Here is a 16,151-nt window from a genome sequence, read left to right as displayed (position 1 = left end):
CAGTCTATCCGGATTGACCGGCCTAGTCAACTTCGTTCGCCGCAACGATAATGGAGCCAACGGGAGATGACACATGAAGAAGGTCTTGGCACCTGAGGCCCTGAAGCAGCTCTTCACCGAGGCGCGCTCGTATCACGACTGGACGAACCAGGACGTGACAGAGGACGATCTCAAGACAATTTACGAATTGTTCAAATGGGGACCGACATCGGTAAACTCGATGCCGGCCCGTTTTCTCAACATCCGTTCGGAAGAAGCGAAGGAAAAGCTCTACCCCGCTCTGATGGAGACGAACAGACCTCAGGTCAAACGCGCCCCCGCGACGATCATCATCGCCTACGACGAAAAGTTCTACGAACGGCTCGATGAGCTGTGGCCTGCGTTTGATGTCAAACCGTACTTCACGTCAAACCTCCAGATGAGCCACGAGACGGCTTTCCGGAACAGCTCGCTGCAAGGGGCCTATCTCATGCTGGCCGCACGAGCGCTCGGGTTCGACGTCGGCCCTCTCTCGGGATTCGACAATGCGCTCGTCGACGAGATCTTTTTCAAGGGCACCTCGCTGAAGTCGAACTTTATCTGCATGATCGGCCATGGAAAACCGGAAGGGCTCTACCCGCGCGGCCCCCGGCTCAATTATGACACGTCAGTAAGAACAGCTTGATCTTCGATTTTTTCGCGCGCGAGCTGGTCAGTGTGTAGATGGGCGCGTAGCCCGCCGGAAGCTCGGCCCGACGCGGAAGCCGAACGCGCGAAAGCAAAACGCGATCACCCAGCCAGCAGGCGAAGGTACTCATCGAGCTCCTCGGCCGTGCCCGGAGACGCGAACCTTCCGATATAGCCATCCGGACGGACCAGCACGAGCGCATCGCCGTCGACGCCGTAGCCGGCGCGCGCGTGCCCCTCCGTGTCGACGACGGCGCGCGGGCCAGCTGGCTCCCCAGGCTGCACCACGGCGCGCGTGCACGGCGGCGCCGTACCGCGCGTTCACCCGGGCGACCGGGTGGTGCACCAGGCGATCGTCGAGCGGCGGCCCGACGACGTGCGCTCCGGCGCGCTGGCCGAGGAGCTCGTGCAGCTGCTCGAGCGCTACCTCCGCGGGAAGCAGACCCCAGGGCCCCGCGCCGGCGCGGGGCGGGAGGACACGTGATCTCGCCGAGGGCGCCGAGGACAGCTGCCCCGCGTGACCTCCGCGCGCTCAGCCCGGCGTGGCGATCTCGTCGTAGCCGCCGCCGGTGAACTGAAGGAGGCAGACGCCGTGGCCGAAGGGATCGGCCAGGCGGAGCATGCGCCCCCACGCTGCCACCTCGAACTCGGCTTCGGGGACGGCGCCAGCCTCCTGCGCGCGACGTGCGGCGGCCTCGAGATCATCGACGACGAAGTCGAGGTGGACCGGCGTCCAGTGACGCCGGTAGTCGCGCGGGGACGCGCCGGCGGCTGGCGCGCTGCCGGCCGGCTTCACCAGGAGGTAAATCGGGGCCGCCGCGCCGAGCAGCTCGACGAAGGAAGCGCCAAAGCGCCGCCCGACGCGCAGGCCGAACGCACGCGTGTAGAACGCAATGGCAGGCTCGAGCGCCGGCACATCGATGTTGACGAGCAGATCGGACATGCGCTCATTCTAGCTCCTGGGCACGTCGTCCCCAAGCCAGGACGCTTCGCGGCGGTGCGGCGGGCGCTCGGCGCGGACCGGGAGCGCTCCGGTCAGAGCGTCTCGAGGTACGCGACGAGATCGTCGATCTGGGCCGGCGTGAGCCCCGAGGTGACGCCGTGCTGGTCCCCTCCGCCGCACGGGCCGAAGCGGTCGTGGAGCGTCGCGGCGCAGCCGTCGTGCATGTACGGGGCGCGCGCCGCGAGCCCGCGCAGCGAGGGCACCTGGAAGGGCCTGCCCGTGCCCACGTCGACCGTCTTGTTGTTCGTGAGCTTCTCGCCGGAATGGCACGTCGCGCACGCCAGGGTCTTGTCGTTGAAGAGCGCCTCGCCGCGCGCGACAGCGTCCTCGTCCGCCGGCTTCGACCGGGGCAGGTGCTCGATCGTGTCGAGCCACTCCGCGAACGCGTCGAGGTGCTCGACGTCCGGAAGCGAGCTGCCCATCCGCTTCTGGAGCACCTCCTCCATGAAGCCCCTGAAGTCTTGCAGGTCACCGTCCCAGTGCAGCGGCATCGTCGCGAGGACGCCGCCTGCAACCGATTGCGTGCGGCGCGGTCCGGCGGGCTGGAAGTTCCATACCCGACCATCTTCATGCCCCTCCGGGTGGCAGGACGCGCAGGTGACGGAGAGGGCTCCACCGCGGTTGCCGTGGAAGAGGGCATGGGCATCGTCGAGCCGGCTCTCGCCGGGAAGACCGAGCACGCCGAGCTCGTTGCCGCTGAGGGCCGCGAAGCGCATGATGCTCGGCGGCTCCCGTAGCTGAACGAGCAGATTTCTCTCTCCGTCATAGCCGACGGCGATGGGCTCGCCGCCGTCGCGGACAACGAAGTGGCGCTGACCGGGGGCGAGCGCGCAGGGTTCGATCCCGTCCTCCCGCTCGATGGCCTCGAGCGGCGTCTCGATGAGATCGCGGCTGCCCGCCTGCACGATCGCCGCGCTGAGCCCATCCGGCGACACAGCGATGTCGACCGGGAGCAGCCCCACCCCGATGCCGCCCACACCATGCCTGGAAAGCACAGGATCCCACGGTTGGCCATCGCTCGGCAAAGGTCGCGTGACGGTCACCGCCGTATGGATCAGGCTCTGACGGCAATCGCTCGAATAGTAACGGACGAACCCCGCAGTGTTGACCGGCGTGACGAGGGCGCGCTGGTGCGCCATGACCACGCCGCCCCCGGGCAGCGGGACCGTCCTCCACGCCACCGCCGGCTCGAACTCGCGCGTGTCGTTCTCGTCGTCGTACAGCTCGCCCGGGATGTACGACAGCGGCCTGATGCGCTCGGCCACGGTCCCGTCCTTCGCGACCACGAGGAGCTCGGCGGACCGGAAACGACTAACCAAGAGCGAGTCCCTCTCGACGACCACGTCGCGCAGGTCGCGGTCGAGCCGGAGCTCGCGGACCGGCGGGGCAGCGAGGTCCGAGGAGAGCGTCACGAGCTCGCCGCCCGCGCACGCCACGTGGAGCAGGTCTGTCGAGGCGTCGTACGCGATGCCGCGGGGCGCCGGGCAAACGGGCCTGCGGTGCATCTCCTTGGTGGCGAGATCGATCGTGACCACCGCGCCCCCGCGGCGGAGCGCCACATGAACGGTGCCAGCCGCCCCCTCGGCCACGCGCCCCGGCTCGTCGTCCTGTTCCAGGCGGAGGATGGCGTCCACGTCGAAGGTGACGAGATCGACGATGGAGATCCTGTCGCGGTCCGGATCCGCTGCAATGGCTAGCGCCTTGTCGGCGGTCACGAGGAGCGTCCCGCCGCTGATCGGGGGAGGCGGCACCGCGGAGACGCGGGGGGGCGGAGGCTCCGAGGGACCCGAGGACGGCGGGGGCGGGTCCCACGACATGCCCTCTTTATAGTCGGGCACTTTGTTGCACCCAGCGGTGGCCGCGATCATGGAGATGAGCGCGGTGAGTCGCGCCCCGGAGAGAGATTTCATTGTGCCTCCTGCGATCGGCGGCTATGCAAAAAGATTGCCGGGGTCGTGCATCGAGCCGCTGACGACAACAGCGCTCCTCCGAGATCGAGAGATCGCTGCGGGCGCACCCGAGCTCACGGGGCGCGTCCGTGCAGCAGTCTCCGCCCGGGGCACTGACTTCCGGCTGCCGGAATCGTGCTGGAAGACGCAAAATGTATACGCTGAAAAGGCCAGGTGTTGCTGTCGTTCTACACGCGGCGATCAGGCTGGCGCCTCGTCCACGGCCGGCTCCGCGATCTCGGCGGAATACGGCTCCGCGAGCGCGGCGAAGCCAGGCAGACACGCTTTCATCCGGGAACGATGTCGCCCCGAGCGTGCTGCTGTGCCCCACAACGATGCTGGGGCGAGAGATACGAACGCGCCCGTTCGCCGATGATGTGACGAGCGTGTCGGCGTCGTTCTCGCTTTGCTCGTCATGGTTGTTTGTCCCAAGGCGAGCGGAAGGGCCCCTCCCCTCAACTCGCCATCGCGCTCAGGGTCGCTCCGTCCCCGTGCCCACTCAGGAGCAGCCTTGCCGCTGGCCGCACGATCTCCTCGATGGCGCGCGCGGCCGCCTCGCCCCGCGCCGCGGCGCCGAACCGCCCGTGCGCCGCGAGCAGCGCGCCGCCTTCGCTGTCGTCTCCCCCGAGCTCGGCGCGCCCCAGCCCCGCAAACACCTCTTCCACCGCCGCGCGCACCCGCTCGCCACCCGCGCGGATCGCCCACGCCACCGTGCCCCACGCGAGCTCTGCGTGCCGCGCTTCGTCCGCCGCGATGATCGCGAGCGCGCTCCGCACCGCCGGGTCCTCCGCGGCGCCGAGCTCCTCGGCCGCGACCACCGCCGCGATGGTCTCGCCGATGCAGCCCTCCTTCGCGGCGCGCGCCGCGATCGACGCGAGATCCGCCTCGACCTCCACCCGCCCGTCGAAAGGAAACGCGCCGGGCGCGATCGCCTCGCCCGCATAGGCGCTCGCGAGGGCGAAGCAGAGGCGCGCGTGGCGGGCCTCGTCGAGCGCCGCGCGGTGCGCCTCCTCCACGAGATCGGCCGGCGCGCCAGCGGCGAGCAGCTCGAGCGCAAAGCGACCGAACGACGCCACGGACGCGTGCTCGAAGAGCGCGTCGCGCGCCCACGCCGCGGCCAGCGACTCCCGCAGATCCGTGGTCAGATGATCGATCCGCGGCGTCATGGCCTCCTCCGCGCCCCACCCGGCGCTGCCGCGGGCGCGGACGAACGGCGCCGTCCGCGCCGCCTCGTCGACGAGGAACGGGCGTCCCTCGCAAATATAGAAGAATTCCGCCTGGTAACAGCACTGCCCGTCCTCGAGGGATCCATCGCTCTTGACGTGGTAAGACGTGGCGCCGGGTTCACTGAGGATCTCCTGCGCTTCCAACCGCGAGGGGCAAACGACCGGTTCGCCCCCGCCTCCGCCGCCTCCGCCGCCGGCTCCCCCCTGGCCGCCGGCGCCTGCGCGGTCCTGCGGCCACGCGAAACAGGCCACCTCGGAGAAGAGCTCGGGATCGTCGGGACAGCTGCTCGTGCCGAAGCAGCCGGCGGTGCCGCCCGCGGCGGGGAGCGCGAGCAGAGCAAAGAGACGATGGGCAAGCGTGCGGCGAAAAGCATGTGCGTTGTTCATCAGGCACCTCGTCGAGGAAGAGCAGGTCTGGACGCGCCTCTGCACGACGCATGCCTCTCTTGTATTCAAGCCGAATGCGCGCCCCCGCGCCGGCGAAGTATGGTCGGACAGTCATAGCTGGGGGTGACGAGCACGATGACGGCCCCCTTCCCGGGCGGGTCCCCTCCTATCCTGTTCACGCGCCGCCTGCATATCCGCCTAAACACCGCGTGGCTCCCTGGCGAGCCGCCGGAGCGCCCCCGTCCACGCGGCGTCCATGCGGCTTTACGCCCTCTCGCGGATAGGGCACGTCCTTTCCATGGAGGAGCCTCGAACCCCGACCGACGCGCAGCCCCCCGCCCCCGAGGCCGAGCCGCCGGAATCGATCGAGGCGCTCGTGCCGAAGCGCAGGCTCTGGCCGGTCTTCGCGGTGCTCGGCCTCGTGATCGCGGCGGCGGGCCTCGTCGCCTTCCGATCGATGACGGCGACCGATCCGCTGCGCATCCTGGTCGCGATCGATCTCGACGGGTACTGGTGGGAAGGGTCGCAGCCCGCGGCGAGGCTCTCCGACGAGCTCGGCGAGCACCTCGCGGAGCTCGGGTTCGATCCCGTGAAGGGCGGCGATCCCAAGGTGATGAAGGCGCTCGAGAGCGCCAAGGATCCGAAGGAGGCCGCGAAGGCGCTAGGCGCCGGCTTCATCATCGAGGCGCACCTCGCGCCCGAGATCGTGGAGCACCCGATCAAGGAGGGTTACTTCGAGCTCCGCGCCGACGCGCCGGTGACGCTCACGTTCCTCGACAAGGGCACGTCGACCGAGGGGCGGCTCCGCGGCTATTCCGGGGCGACGAAGAAGGACCGCGCCATGGCGCTGCTCGCGAACTCCATGGCCTCCCAGGCGCTCGACGCGGTGATCGCCCAGCTCATGGACCACCCCTCGGTGCGCGAGATCACGGAGGGATCGGACATCAAGCTGCTGGAGCGGCTCGCGTCGGCGAGGAGGTTCGTGAAGGACCGCGCCGCGAACCTCGACCGGGCCGCAGGCGCGTACGCCTCCCGCGCGAAGGAGGTCGAGGCCGAGGAGCAGGGGCGCGTGACGTTCCTGTCGCCCCCGGCCGCGGAGGACCTGCTCGTGGGCACGGCCGAGGGCGGCTATTTCGTCAAGACGGCCGATGTCTCGGTGTTCCACTCGGTGAGATCCAGGGACCTCGCCCGCAGCGAGGCGCTGGAGACGGTCGAGTGGCGGCCGCTCGATCGGCAGGCCGCCCCGACGACGGACCCCGGCGCGGTCAAGCCGATGTGGAGGGGCTATCACGTGTACTCGTATCCGTCGTCGCAGCGCGACGGTGACCGGGTCGCGCTGGTGGAGGACTTCTTCGGCTGGGCGAAGACGATCACGGTCGTCGACCGATCCGGGCAGAGCAAGCGCGTGCGCGTCGACCCGGAGCACCGGTTCGTCGATCCGAAGCTCGCGCCCGGCGGCAGGTTCGTGGCGGTCTACGATCGCCCCGAGGCCGGCGCGCAGGCCGATCTGATGGTGCTCGACACCGACGGCGGCAAGGAGGTGTTCGGCCTCCACACCGAGAACCAGTCGCTCGGCGGGTTCGCGTGGCTCGACGAGACGAGGCTCGCGTTCGTCTACGTGCCCGACGCGTCGGAGGACGACGCGCCGCACCTCGCCGTGGTCGACGTGAGCAAGCAGCCGCTGTCGATCGAGCGCCCGTTCCGCGCGAAGCCCGGGGAGGACCTGCGCAACCCGGCGGCGTCGAAGGACGGGACGAAGATCGTGTGCGTCGTCGACGGCGACGAGCCGGGGATCGCGGTCATCGACACGGCGACGTGGCGCCGGAAGGTGTACGCGGCCCCGGGCGGCGCTTCGTGGCCCGCGTTCTCGCCCGACGCCGCGCGCGTCGCGTTCGAGACGCGGGGCGCGGGCGGCACGGACATCGCGGTGCTGGCGCTCTCCACGGGCGAGATCAAGAAGCTGACGGCGGGCTCCGCGACGGAGCGGGTGCCTCGGTTCTCCGCCGACGGGAAGCGCGTGCTGTTCGAGGTGCGGTACCGCGACCCGGTGTTCCCGCAGAAGCGGTCGATCTCGCGCGTCGCGAGCGCGGCGGTCGAGCCGTGAGCGCGCCCCTCCTCCCTCCGCAGCACGGCGCCGGCGCTCCGCGCGCCGCGGGCCCCGGCGCCGCCCCCCAGGGCGCCGGCGCGCCTGGCGCCGCCCCCCAGGGCGCCGGCGCGCCTCTCCCCGAGGAGAGCGCCGCGACCGCGATGTTCTACCGCATGTCGGCCGAGCGCCTCCGCGCGCGCTGCCTGTGGAGCGGCCTCGCGCTCGCGCTGTCGGCGCTGGTGCCGTACGAGGTCGCCTACGGCCACGGCATCTTCGTGTGGAGCGTTCTCCCCGAGCTCGCGCCCGCAGCCCGGGTCGCGGCGCTCGCGCCGGCGATCGCCGGCCTGTGGCTGCTCGCCCTCGGCGCGCGCACCGAGCGGCGCGCGGGCCTGCTCATCGAGCGGCCGACGTCGCGCGCGATCGCCGTCCTCGCCGCGTTCGTGGCCGTGAACGTCGCCACGTGGATCGGCCGCCGGAGCTCCGCGTGGGACATGCTGCCGCTGCCGGACAGCCTGACCACCCGGCCGGCCCCGTTCCTCGCGGTCTTCGCGTTCACCGCGGCGGGCGTGGTGCTGCGCTTCCACGCGCGGGCGCGCAGGGGCGGCAGCGCCCTGCTCGTCGCGTCGGTCGCCGCGGCGCTCGTCTTCTACCTGTGGCCGTCCCGCGGCGAGATCCCCGCGCAGACGATCGCGCGCGCGGCCGTGCTCGTCGCGACGCTGCCCGACGCGCGCTTCCAGCTCGGGTACGGCATGGTCCTGCTCTTCGTGCTCGGCCCGCTCGTCATCGCCCTGCTGGGCCTCGCGTACGTGCGCCGCGTGCCCCGGCGCGAGCACCCGGGCCTCGCGATCGCGGCCGTGTGGGCCATGCCCGGCCTCATGCTGCTCTTCGTCTACCGCGCGTTCCTCTCGGGCGGCTGGGGCGTCGAGACGGGGGCCGTCGCCTTCTTCGCGCTCCTGCTCGTCGCGGTCGTGGCGGTGCTCGCCTCCGCGATCGAGGTGCTCGCGCTCGGCGTGATGGTGCCCGAAGCCGAGCTGGAGCCAGGCAGCGCGGCCGGCGGCGCGCGGCCGATCGTGGCGGCAGGCGCGGCCGCGGCCTCGATCGCCGCGCTGCTCGGCGCGCTGCTCGTGCTCGGCCGCCCCACGCCGAAGGGCGTCGACTGGAGGCTCGGCGCGCCCACGGCCGAATGGGACAAGGTGTTCGGCGAGCTCGTGCCGAGCTGGGAGCGCGCGCGCATCGCCCGCGACGCGCACGCGCGCGGCGCGCAGGGCACGGGCGCGGAGGCGCAGGTGCTGACCAAGGCGCGCAGCCGCGAGATGCTCGCGCTCGCCAGGGCGCAGCCCGACGGCAAGGACGTCGCCGAGGCGCTCGCGACGCTGGCCGGCCAGGTGGACGATCTCGAGCTCTCGGGCCGCGCGTTCGGCCGGCTCGTCGCCGAGGCCAACGACGCGGCGCGACGCGCCGGGCTGGCGTACTACCTCGACGCGTCCGTCACCGTCGGCGTCTCGACCGAGGGCGCCGCGCGGCGGTTCTACACGACGCCTTACCGGGTGAAGGAGGTCCACGCCTTCCGCGTCGGCGACGACCGCTTCGCGACGCTCCTCGTCGAGCCGATGACGGGCGAGCGCCGCGTCCACCTCGGCTTCTCGCGCGACCAGGATCCCTTCGCGCTCGTCCTCGGCTCCGAGGTCCGGTCGTATGCCGAGCGGTTCGGCCAGGAGGGCGCGACGTGCCACGAAGGGGCGGGCGGCGCGGCCGGCGCCCTCTCGCGCTGCGACGCGGCGCTCGCGAAGCTGCGCGAGCGCCTGGGCGGGGCGCTGGAGCGGGCCGTGCTCGCCGGCACCGAGCGGCACGAGCTCCAGCACCAGATCGACGGCCCTCACCTGCCCCTCTCGCCCGCCGTCACCGAGCTGCTCGCCGGCTTCTCCGACGAGGCGCAGGACCGGGTGAGCCGCGAGCTCTCCGCGTACATCGCCGAGATGACGGCGAGCGACGCGCCGCCGCAGCTCACGCTCGTGCACCTGTTCCCCTTCGGCGTCGTCGCGCGCGGCGGCGCCGAGCACCGGGTGGCCACGCTCCTCCTCGAGACGCTCGCCGGGAAGAAGCTGCGGCTCGGCGCGCGGGAGGTCGATCCGGAGACGTACGCGCAGGCCTTCGAGGAGCAGGTCAGCCGCGGCGACGACGAGCTGCGCGAGGCCGCGCGGCGAGGCTATCGCGAGCACTTCGGGGTCGACCTGCAGGAGCCCGTGCGGGAGTGACGTCCACGGACGCGTGGGACCGCCTCCCTGTGGAGCCAGCGCCGATCGCCCTCGCACCTCAGCGCAGGACGCGCGCCTCCCGCGCCGCCGACAGCGCCGCGCCGCCGGCCCACGGCTCCAGCCTGTCTCCCAGCGAGGCGCGCACCTTCGCGACCTCGTCGCGCGTGATGGCGGGCGCGCTGTTCCCCCAGCTCGCCCGGACGTAGGTGAGCACCAGCGCGATGTCCTCGTCCGACAGCGTGACGCCGAGGTTGGGCATCACGTCGTTGTAGGTCGCGCCGTTCACCTCCATCGGACCGGCGGCGCCGAGCAGCGTGAGCCGGATCGGCGTCTCCTTGTCCTCGAGCAGCCACGAGGATCCGACGAGGGGCGGATAGCGGCCCGGCTTCCCCTCCCCCCTCGCCTGGTGGCAGTTGGCGCACGAGCGATAGTAGATCTTGCCGCCCTGGGCGAGGTCCTCGTCCGGGACGCCGGAGGCCGCCACGCCGCGGGTCTGCGCGCGGGCGTCCAGCTTCCGGAGGACCATCCACGGCAGCGCGAGCACGCCGAAGGCCACGATCAGCATGATCACCACGACATGCGCCGTGTTCTGCGCACCGTCTCGAGCGTCGTCGCGCTTGCTTGTTGGACCCACGGGGGCACTCCTCCGCCGCAGGTGAAGCGCACGTGTCCGCGGCCGTCAAGGATCCCTTGACGCCCGCGGCCGCGCCTCGACGCCTACGCGGTCGCCGTCGCCACGGCGACGGCGGCGCTCTCGCTCCTCGCCGCGGGGGCGCGCGGCGCCTTCTTGCGGGTGACGCTGCGCCGGCCGTCGATGCTGACGGGCGCGTCCCCGTCCAACGTCACGCGGCGCACCACGCGGACCTGATCGCCGTAGTCGTTGATCGCGTAGTGCTGCGTGGCGCGGTTGTCCCAGACCGCCACGTCGCCCGCGGCCCAGCGCCAGCGGACGGTGTTCTCGAGGCGCGTGACGTGCTCCTGGAGCACCTGGAAGAGGTGCGCCGAGTCGTGCGACGAGACGCCGACCAGCCGCTTGACGAAGTGGCCGAGCACGAGCGACCGCTCCCCGGTCTCCGGGTGGACGCGCACGACGGGGTGCTCGGTCTCGTACACGGTCGACGTGAACACCTCCTGGTAGCGCCGCACGTCGTCCGCCGACGAGTTCGGCTTCCGCGCCTGGTAATCGTACTCGTTGCTGTGGACAGCCCACAGCGTGTCCGCGAGCGCGCGCAGCGCGGGCGGCAGATCCTGGTAGGCGGCGACCGTGTTGGCCCAGACGGTATCGCCGCCGTACGACGGGATCACGAGCGCCCGGAGGATCGAGGCCTTCGGGTAGGCGTCGACGAACGTGACGTCGGTGTGCCAGGAGCTCGCGCGGCCGCCCTCCCGCGAGTCGAGCTCATGGATGTAGTCGGTGCCATGGATCACGGGCACCGTCGGGTGCGCGACGGGCTTGCCGTCGAACAGCGTGGTGAGCGCCTCCTGCGAGCGGTCGTCGAGGTGGTGCTGACCCCTGAAGAAGATGACCTTGTATCGCAGCCACGCCTTCCGGATCTCGCTCACGGTGGCGGCGTCGAGATCGGCGCTGAGGCGCACGCCGCGCACCTCCGCGCCGATCCGGCCGGCGATGGGGACGATCTCGAGGTCATTGCTGCTCTGTTTCTGTGTGGCGCTCATGTGGAGTTCTCCTCGTGGCAGAGAAAAGCGATAAGGATGCAGGAATGGCGTCGCGGTGCGGTGGTCGGCTATCGACCTGTCAGCTCAGTGCGACGCCGGCTTGTGCGCGATGGCGAAGAGCCGCTTCCCCTCGAGCCGGACGACGTCGAAGCTGCCCGAGGGGAACCCGTCGAGCGCATAGGCATTGCCGACCTGGAAGGCGAGGTTCGCCTTCGCCTTCTGCTGGGCGATCTCCACGCGCAGCGGCAGCGGGTCGATCCCGAGCACCTTGCCGGTCGGCCCGACGAGGCCCGCCACGTGCTCTGCGAGCAGCCCGGTGCCGCTGCCGATGTCGAGCACCTGCTCGCCAGGGCGGAGGCCGAGCTCGGCGATCAGCCGTTTTCCATGGCGGAACTGCCGATCGGCGCTGCGCACCTCGTAGTCCTGCGCGAGCTGGGGCGTATCGAAGACGAGACTGAGACCACTCATGCGACGGCTCCGTGAAAAGGTGGTTCTCGGGCGCTCTCGGCGAGGCGATGGCCCATACGGCGGCCGCCGCGCCCGCCAGGCCGCGTCACAGCTCCGCCGCGCGCCGCATCTCGCACGCGCCGTGCCAGGCACTTTCACGCGCTTCGGCCGGATTTCGCGCGTGGGGTGCTGCGTCACGGGCACGCGGCCAGCAGCGCGTGCTGCCGGGGCCACATTTCGCCCCCGAGCACGGCGCAAGAGCGCGGCGGAGAGGCCGTGCCGTGCCGTCAATCCCTGAACGATCCGGCGCTGGACGCACAATGTACAGCGAGAGTGGACCATTCGAGTGATTCACCGTTTCAGACGGCTCCCTGGCTCCTTGGACGCTGTCGCACCGGCCGTTGTACTGCCCGCTCGATCGGTCGATACACACCTCCCTCCGGCGGCAGACGACCGGTGACCGGATGAAGCGCGCGGCGCCGGCGCGATGCGCGATGCGGCATGACGAGGGCGTGAATCCACGCTCCCAAGCGCTGCTCTCCTGTGGCAGACTGCGCGCATGCTTTTTCATGTCGTGAGGAACGGATCACTCGTCGGCGCGCTGCTGCTCGCGGCGGGATGTGGCTGGGGCGGCGGAGGGGGGCAGCCCGAGGGCGAAGGGGGGTCGGGCACCTCCGTGGGCCACGGCGGCTCGGGCGGCGGAGGGGGGCAGACGAGCGGCTCGGGGGGCTCGGGGAGCGCGACTTGCACGGAGTTCGCGATGCCCACCGACGCGGACTGCGCTGCACCGCTCGACGGCGTGCTGCCTGTGGATCTGCGCTGTACGGGGCTGTACGGAGACTTCGATCAGCGCGAGCTCGCGTGCGGCGTGCTCGAGTACAAGCCTGCCGTGGAGCTCTGGAGCGACGGCGCCAAGAAGCGGCGCTTCGTCTCCATCCCGAAAGGGCAGCACGTGGACACGACCGATCCGGACGCGTTCGTCTACCCCGAGGGGACGCAGTTCTGGAAGGAGTTCAGCGTGGTGGGCGCGGGCGGCGCGCTACGGCTCGCGGAGACGCGCCTCCTGAAGAAGACGGCCGCCGGCTGGGTCTACACGAGCTATGTCTGGTCCGAGGACGAGAAGCAGGCCATCCAGATGCAGAACGACCTCGGCGTGGCCGATCTCTACGGCACCGGCCACACGGTGCCGAACCGCGATCAGTGCAATGAGTGCCACGTCGGGCGAAGCGATTTCGTCCTCGGCTGGGACGCGCTGATGCTCGGCGCGGGCTCCGAGGGGCTCTCGCGCGAGTCGCTGGTCGAGCTCGGCGTGATCGCGGACGCGAGCAATCTCGCCCTCTCGATTCCGGGCAATGACGTGGAGCGCCAGGCGCTCGGCTACCTGCACGCCAACTGCGGCGTGAGCTGTCACAACGACCTGCCCGAGTCGGCGGCCCACGATACGGGCCTGTACCTGCGGCTGGAGGCGAACGAGCTCGGCAGCGTGGTCGACACGGATGCCGTCCGGACGGGCATCAACAAGCGCCCTGCGGAGAACGCGAAGTACGAGGGGCTCACGAACACCGACCCCGCCAACTGGTACGACATCCGCCCGGGGGACCCGTCGCGCAGCTTGCTCATCGCCCGCCAGGTCCTCCGCGGCTTCGAAGGGCAGATGCCGCGCATCGGGACGCACAAGGTCGACGAGGCGGGCGTGCAGCTGGTCACGCGCTGGATCGAGGAAATGAAAGGCGACACCTACCCGCCGCCCGATCCCTAGAGCGAGAAACGGGTTGAGACCACCAGAAGAGAGCAGAATTTCGAACCGCCGAGGCGCCAAGGAGACAGAAGCATCTTGGCGTCCTTGAGGTCATCCATGGTCATTGCGCGATTCCTGGGCGGCGCGCTCGCGGCGGCGACGCTGGCGGGCTGCAGCGATCCCGATTCCATCATCGAATACCGCTACGGCGCTTACAAGGGCGACCCCTATCCGAACCGGCGTCCGGAGATCGTGATCCCGGACGGCGGAATGGGCGTGGTGACCGATAGCCTCTCTGATACGATCTCCCTCATCGCGCTCGAGACCGGGGAGCGGCTCGGCGTTCACCCCGTGGGCCGCGATCCCGTGACGATCGATGGACCTCACCGCGCGGCCGCGGACGCCGCGGGCGGCGCGCTCTACATCACGCTGTCGTACCCTTCCGACGCGGACGCGATCGGCCCCCATGCGGTGCACGGCGGGAGCGCGGTGGCCGGCTATGTCCAGAAGCTCGCGCTCGACGACCTGCGCGTCCTCGGGCAGGTGCGCGTCGAGGCCAACCCGGGCGACCTCGCGATCTCGGAGGACGGCAGGCGCATGGTCGTCTCCCATTTCGATCTCAAGCGGGCGCTCGACAACCCGGACGACCCCGAGGCGGCGCGCTCATCGCTCGCTGTCGTGGATCCCGACACGGTCTTGCCTCAAGGCTCGGCCGCACCGAGGCTCATCCCGGTCTGCAAGGCCGCGAACGGGATCGCCCTCTCGCGTCCGGACGGCGCGCGGGCCTACGTCGCCTGTTATGGCGAGGACGCCCTCGCGATCGTCGACCTGACGGACCCGAATGCCGAGGTAAAGCTCGTCCCTGTCGGGCCGCCGCTTTCGTCCGACGCCCACTCCTCAGGTTACGGGCCCTACGCCGCCGTCATGTCGCCCGATGGGAAGACGATCGCCGTGAGCAACACGGATAGCAGGGATGTGCGCTTCTTCGATGTCGCGTCGGGGACGTTCGACGAGTCCAAGACGATCCTCACGATCGGCGCGCCCTACTTCAGCGCGTGGACCGCCGACGGGAGCGCCATCTACGTGCCGACGCAGGTGCCCGATACGATCGTGCGGATCGGCGTGAGCCCGGACGAACGCGACGCCGTTTCCCGGAACATCCGCGACGAGTGCGTCAGGCCACACCTTGCGGAGTTCGACGAGGAGCACGGGCTCTTCGTCGTCTGCGAGGGCGACCGGACCGAGACGCCGGGCAAGGTGCTCCGGCTCGATCCCGAGACGCTGGAGACGCTCAGCGAGGCCGAGGTGGGCCTCTTTCCCGCCTCGTTCGCGCGCGTCGCGGCGGGAGCGCGATGACGGCGCGAGCAGGTCACCCGGCCGCGCTCGCCTGAGCGGCGCTTCAAACCTGCTCCCCGCCAGAGAGGCCGGCGGATCGGATCCCGCCGGCCTCATGCGTTCGCCAGGATCAGGGAGGTCCTTCGGCGCCGTCCGCGATCCATTTACGCAGGATCTCGAGCTGCGCCGGGCTGACGGTCGGCCCGCCCGTGCTGGGCGGCATCACGCCATCGATGCACTGTGCCGTGGAGGTCTGCTGGCACCCCGCGGCCGCCGCTTTGCCGGCGGCCTTGAGGTAGAGCCAGCTGTGGTCGGGGTCACCCGGGACGACGAGCTTGAACTGGCCGCCGTCGCGGGAGGGCACGTTGACAAGGCCGTCGACGATCTCCCTGGAGCTGAGGTGGCCACCGAGCGACAGCCCCGCATTGGGGCCCGACTCGGCGTGGCAGCCGCTGCACAGGTTCGTCGCGCTCTCGAAGATGGGCCGCACCTTCTCGTGGAAGTACCCAGATTCGTCCGGCAAAGGCGCGTTGGGATCCCTGACATCCTCGGGCTTCAGGTTGTCCTTGATGATCTTGATCTCGGTGTCCATCTCGCGGCACTGCGCGATGAGATCGTCCTTCAGCTTCTTGTCCGTCGGCGACATCCCCTTGGCGCGCCGATACTTCTCCCACACGTTGTCGATCCAGCCGTGGAGCTTCCAGAACATGTAGTTGTCGATGTTCGCGCTTGTGTTGTTCACACCGTGCGTCGTGTTGCCCGGCCGCGCCCACTTGGCGTGCAGCACGAAGTGGAGACCCACCCACGGCATGTTGCTCGCCCCCGCCAGCTTCTGCCCCACGTTGCACTGGAGCCAGAAGCCGAGCTCGCCTTCGTCCTTGAACCTCGCGAGGTTCTCGGGCTTCTCGATCTCGTCGCCGATTTTCCCTGCCGCGAGGGCCTCCGCGTCCCAGTTCTTCCACGCCGAGCGCCACTGGGGCGGCACGTCCTCCGCCTTGGTCGGGAACTTGGAGAAGCCCTCGAACTGCTCGCTGTGATTGGGCCAGAGCTGCTTCAACGCCTGGATCATGTGGCGGTGGAACACCAGGAACTGATAGCCGTCGCCGGCGGACTGGCAGTTCTGATCCTGAGGGACCAGCTGCTCGAACCTGCAGATGTTCACCTTGCTCCCGGCGCCCCCGAAGTTGCAGGCGCGGATCGCGTGCCACTCGACGTGGGCGTCCTGCCACTTGTTGGCATACATCCAGTCCAGGACCTGGGGCTGCACCGTCGTGTCAACGATGTTCGGATCGTTGTTGCCGGGCGGGAAGAACTCCGCCGGGCCATCCTTCATGGCGGGGTCCGAGTCGGTCGGGTGGGGCATGTACCCGAACTCGCAGTGG

The 16,151-nt window shown here is 70.4% G+C and carries 14 protein-coding genes; 6 read left to right on the top strand and 8 right to left on the bottom strand.

Going from position 1 to position 16,151, the window contains the following annotated elements; translation table 11 throughout:
* The first annotated feature begins 73 nt into the window (after positions 1-73).
* On the top strand, positions 74-664 hold the full coding sequence (locus tag WME90_RS15895; RefSeq protein ID WP_437281965.1) for a malonic semialdehyde reductase: 591 nt from the start codon (positions 74-76) through the stop codon (positions 662-664).
* 104 nt (positions 665-768) lie between these two features.
* Here the strand turns inward: WME90_RS15895 and WME90_RS15890 are convergent, their stop codons facing one another.
* Positions 769-954, bottom strand: coding sequence for a hypothetical protein (locus WME90_RS15890; RefSeq protein ID WP_437281964.1), 186 nt, complete (start codon positions 952-954; stop codon positions 769-771).
* Between the two features lie 7 nt (positions 955-961).
* On the opposite strand from WME90_RS15890, the gene WME90_RS15885 reads away from it, so the two are divergent.
* A complete protein-coding gene (locus tag WME90_RS15885) occupies positions 962-1,150 on the top strand; it encodes a hypothetical protein (protein ID WP_437281963.1) in 189 nt (62 codons plus the stop codon).
* 48 nt (positions 1,151-1,198) lie between these two features.
* Here WME90_RS15885 and WME90_RS15880 read toward each other — a convergent pair whose 3' ends face one another.
* From WME90_RS15880 to WME90_RS15870, 3 genes are all read right to left on the bottom strand, one after another.
* Entirely contained in the window at positions 1,199-1,609 is a 411-nt protein-coding gene (locus tag WME90_RS15880; protein ID WP_437281962.1) for a VOC family protein, read from the bottom strand.
* Between the two features lie 92 nt (positions 1,610-1,701).
* Positions 1,702-3,384 (bottom strand): c-type cytochrome, encoded by a 1,683-nt coding sequence (locus WME90_RS15875; protein ID WP_437281961.1) that lies wholly within the window; start codon positions 3,382-3,384, stop codon positions 1,702-1,704.
* Positions 3,385-4,073: 689 nt separating this feature from the next.
* Positions 4,074-5,231, bottom strand: a complete 1,158-nt coding sequence (locus WME90_RS15870) for a ferritin-like domain-containing protein (RefSeq protein ID WP_437281960.1) — start codon at positions 5,229-5,231, stop codon at positions 4,074-4,076.
* A gap of 298 nt (positions 5,232-5,529) precedes the next feature.
* On the opposite strand from WME90_RS15870, the gene WME90_RS15865 reads away from it, so the two are divergent.
* A complete protein-coding gene (locus WME90_RS15865) occupies positions 5,530-7,335 on the top strand; it encodes a hypothetical protein (protein WP_437281959.1) in 1,806 nt (601 codons plus the stop codon).
* Complete coding sequence (locus WME90_RS15860; protein WP_437281958.1) at positions 7,332-9,572, top strand: hypothetical protein; 2,241 nt, start codon at positions 7,332-7,334, stop codon at positions 9,570-9,572. The genes WME90_RS15865 and WME90_RS15860 overlap by 4 nt, the downstream gene beginning before the upstream one ends.
* A gap of 58 nt (positions 9,573-9,630) precedes the next feature.
* Here the strand turns inward: WME90_RS15860 and WME90_RS15855 are convergent, their stop codons facing one another.
* The 3 genes from WME90_RS15855 to WME90_RS15845 all read right to left on the bottom strand — a co-directional run bounded on the left by WME90_RS15855 (position 9,631) and on the right by WME90_RS15845 (position 11,717).
* A complete protein-coding gene (locus WME90_RS15855; RefSeq protein ID WP_437281957.1) occupies positions 9,631-10,206 on the bottom strand; it encodes a c-type cytochrome in 576 nt (191 codons plus the stop codon).
* Positions 10,207-10,289: 83 nt separating this feature from the next.
* Complete coding sequence (locus WME90_RS15850) at positions 10,290-11,249, bottom strand: TauD/TfdA dioxygenase family protein (protein ID WP_437281956.1); 960 nt, start codon at positions 11,247-11,249, stop codon at positions 10,290-10,292.
* Between the two features lie 84 nt (positions 11,250-11,333).
* On the bottom strand, positions 11,334-11,717 hold the full coding sequence (locus tag WME90_RS15845; RefSeq protein ID WP_437281955.1) for a methyltransferase domain-containing protein: 384 nt from the start codon (positions 11,715-11,717) through the stop codon (positions 11,334-11,336).
* A gap of 553 nt (positions 11,718-12,270) precedes the next feature.
* On the opposite strand from WME90_RS15845, the gene WME90_RS15840 reads away from it, so the two are divergent.
* A complete protein-coding gene (locus WME90_RS15840; protein WP_437281954.1) occupies positions 12,271-13,455 on the top strand; it encodes a hypothetical protein in 1,185 nt (394 codons plus the stop codon).
* Between the two features lie 96 nt (positions 13,456-13,551).
* Positions 13,552-14,790, top strand: coding sequence for a YncE family protein (locus tag WME90_RS15835; RefSeq protein WP_437281953.1), 1,239 nt, complete (start codon positions 13,552-13,554; stop codon positions 14,788-14,790).
* 109 nt (positions 14,791-14,899) lie between these two features.
* Here the strand turns inward: WME90_RS15835 and WME90_RS15830 are convergent, their stop codons facing one another.
* Positions 14,900-16,132, bottom strand: a complete 1,233-nt coding sequence (locus WME90_RS15830; protein WP_437281952.1) for a hypothetical protein — start codon at positions 16,130-16,132, stop codon at positions 14,900-14,902.
* Positions 16,133-16,151: the final 19 nt, after the last annotated feature.

This window comes from Sorangium sp. So ce375, from assembly GCF_051473855.1.
In the GTDB taxonomy this organism is placed as follows: Bacteria; Myxococcota_A; Polyangia; order Polyangiales; family Polyangiaceae; genus Sorangium.
The sequence above is the reverse complement of the archived record's forward strand: the minus strand, read 5'-3'. Positions and strand labels throughout refer to the sequence as shown.

What these genes read in the sequence shown, in the direction of transcription:
- WME90_RS15835 (WP_437281953.1), top strand. Translation starts at nt 13,552, where the DNA reads ATGGTCATTGCGCGATTCCTGGGCGGCGCGCTCGCGGCGGCGACGCTG.
- WME90_RS15845 (WP_437281955.1), bottom strand. Translation starts at nt 11,717, where the DNA reads ATGAGTGGTCTCAGTCTCGTCTTCGATACGCCCCAGCTCGCGCAGGAC.
- WME90_RS15895 (WP_437281965.1), top strand. Translation starts at nt 74, where the DNA reads ATGAAGAAGGTCTTGGCACCTGAGGCCCTGAAGCAGCTCTTCACCGAG.
- WME90_RS15880 (WP_437281962.1), bottom strand. Translation starts at nt 1,609, where the DNA reads ATGTCCGATCTGCTCGTCAACATCGATGTGCCGGCGCTCGAGCCTGCC.
- WME90_RS15870 (WP_437281960.1), bottom strand. Translation starts at nt 5,231, where the DNA reads ATGAACAACGCACATGCTTTTCGCCGCACGCTTGCCCATCGTCTCTTT.
- WME90_RS15830 (WP_437281952.1), bottom strand. Translation starts at nt 16,132, where the DNA reads ATGCCCCACCCGACCGACTCGGACCCCGCCATGAAGGATGGCCCGGCG.
- WME90_RS15850 (WP_437281956.1), bottom strand. Translation starts at nt 11,249, where the DNA reads ATGAGCGCCACACAGAAACAGAGCAGCAATGACCTCGAGATCGTCCCC.
- WME90_RS15865 (WP_437281959.1), top strand. Translation starts at nt 5,530, where the DNA reads ATGGAGGAGCCTCGAACCCCGACCGACGCGCAGCCCCCCGCCCCCGAG.